Consider the following 1,573-nt stretch of genomic DNA (forward strand, 5'->3'; position numbering starts at 1 on the left):
GTCTACTAAGGTATGAGATTCCATCTTGTGGATGTTATGCAAGAGAGATGAGTAGCATAAGAATGTGTGAAAATATTTTAAGTCATTTTAAAAGTAATAGAAATAAAAGTTGGTACTTCAAGAAACATGGAAAAATTATTAATTGTAGATCTGGCTATGAGGTAATATATGCAAACCATTTGATACTTAATAATATTGAATTTGAGTATGAACCAGAGATTTTCAAACTAAAAAATGCCAAAAGATATACCCCTGACTTTTACCTGGTTAAAGAAGATAAATATATTGAAATAAAAGGTATACCATATGATGTTATAGACGTAAATGATCAAAAACACAGTGTTGAGCTTTTTAGAAATAATCATAAATTAGATATTTATTATTGGGAAGATCTATGGGGGATGTGCAATTTACCTTATAAATCATATGGTAATTATAAAGTTAGGGCTGATAGAATAGGAATTAGTATAGAAGATTACTTAGGGAAATTGCTATATTTAACATATTAAATTTGTATATAAGTGTGGGCAAAAAATTACTGGGTTTAATAAACCCAGTAATTTTTTAATATGTTTTCTTTAAAATAAGATTTTTTTCAAATCCACCCCTAGAATCTTTTTTTAAATTTCTTTTATCTAAAACTTCTTCCTCACTATACCCATACTTACCAGCAATAGCAAAAAGAACCTCCATAACATCAGCAACCTCATCAAGGTTTTTATCTTCTAAAAGCTCAGCAACCTCTTCACCTAACTTCTTATAAAGGTACTCCAAAGCAACCTCATCATTAACAACCTCAATCTCGCACTTCTTACCACTAGCCTCTATAATTTCAGGAATTCTATCTCTTACCAACTTATCATAAACAATCATAATATACCTCCAAATTATTGATAAATAAATTATACCCACATTAAATACTATTGTCAAAACATGGTACAATATAAGTATTAGCAAAGAGAAAGGAAATAACCATGAACTTAAACTGTATCACAGGAAATCAAGACCACTTATATAAAAGAATACAACAAAGTTTACATAATGCAACATCCATAGATATAATAGTTTCCTTCCTTATGGAATCAGGAGTTAAATTAATACAAAAGGACTTAGAAGCCATAAAGGACAAAAATATTCCAATAAGAATACTTACAGGAAACTACCTAAACATAACACAACCATCAGCACTATACCTAATAAAAGACATACTAGGAGATAAGCTAGACTTAAGATTTTACAATGATCCAGGTAGAAGTTTTCACGCTAAAGCCTACATATTTGAAAAAAACAACCAAGGTGAAATCTTCATAGGATCATCTAACTTATCACGCTCAGCATGGACAAGTGGTATAGAGTGGAATTATAGAATAGATAAAGAAAAAAGTATTGAGGACTATAAATATTTCAAAAGTATGTTTGAAGAATTGTTCTACAACGACTCAATAATAGTTAATGATCAAGAACTAGAAACTTACTCAAAAACATGGAAAAAGCCTAAAATATACACGACTGTAGATAATAAAAAAGAAGATATTAACTATGTTTATGATGAAGACAACAATAAAAATAATGT

The 1,573-nt window shown here is 29.0% G+C and carries 3 protein-coding genes; 2 read left to right on the top strand and 1 reads right to left on the bottom strand.

What is annotated here, in order from left to right:
• The coding region (locus tag ACRC03_RS06785) for a hypothetical protein (RefSeq protein WP_438651802.1) at positions 1-509 on the top strand (509 nt) is incomplete at its 5' end.
• 55 nt (positions 510-564) lie between these two features.
• Here ACRC03_RS06785 and ACRC03_RS06790 read toward each other — a convergent pair.
• Entirely contained in the window at positions 565-873 is a 309-nt protein-coding gene (locus ACRC03_RS06790) for a phosphoribosyl-ATP pyrophosphohydrolase (RefSeq protein WP_438651803.1), read from the bottom strand.
• A 101-nt stretch (positions 874-974) separates the two neighbouring features.
• On the opposite strand from ACRC03_RS06790, the gene ACRC03_RS06795 reads away from it, so the two are divergent.
• The coding region (locus ACRC03_RS06795; protein WP_438651804.1) for a phospholipase D-like domain-containing protein at positions 975-1,573 on the top strand (599 nt) is incomplete at its 3' end.

It is taken from the genome of Romboutsia sp. (genome assembly GCF_051659545.1).
Classification (GTDB): Bacteria; Bacillota; Clostridia; order Peptostreptococcales; family Peptostreptococcaceae; genus JBOFOR01.

Excerpts from the sequence above, each read along its gene's own strand:
- ACRC03_RS06790 (WP_438651803.1), bottom strand. The coding sequence starts at position 873 with ATGATTGTTTATGATAAGTTGGTAAGAGATAGAATTCCTGAAATTATA.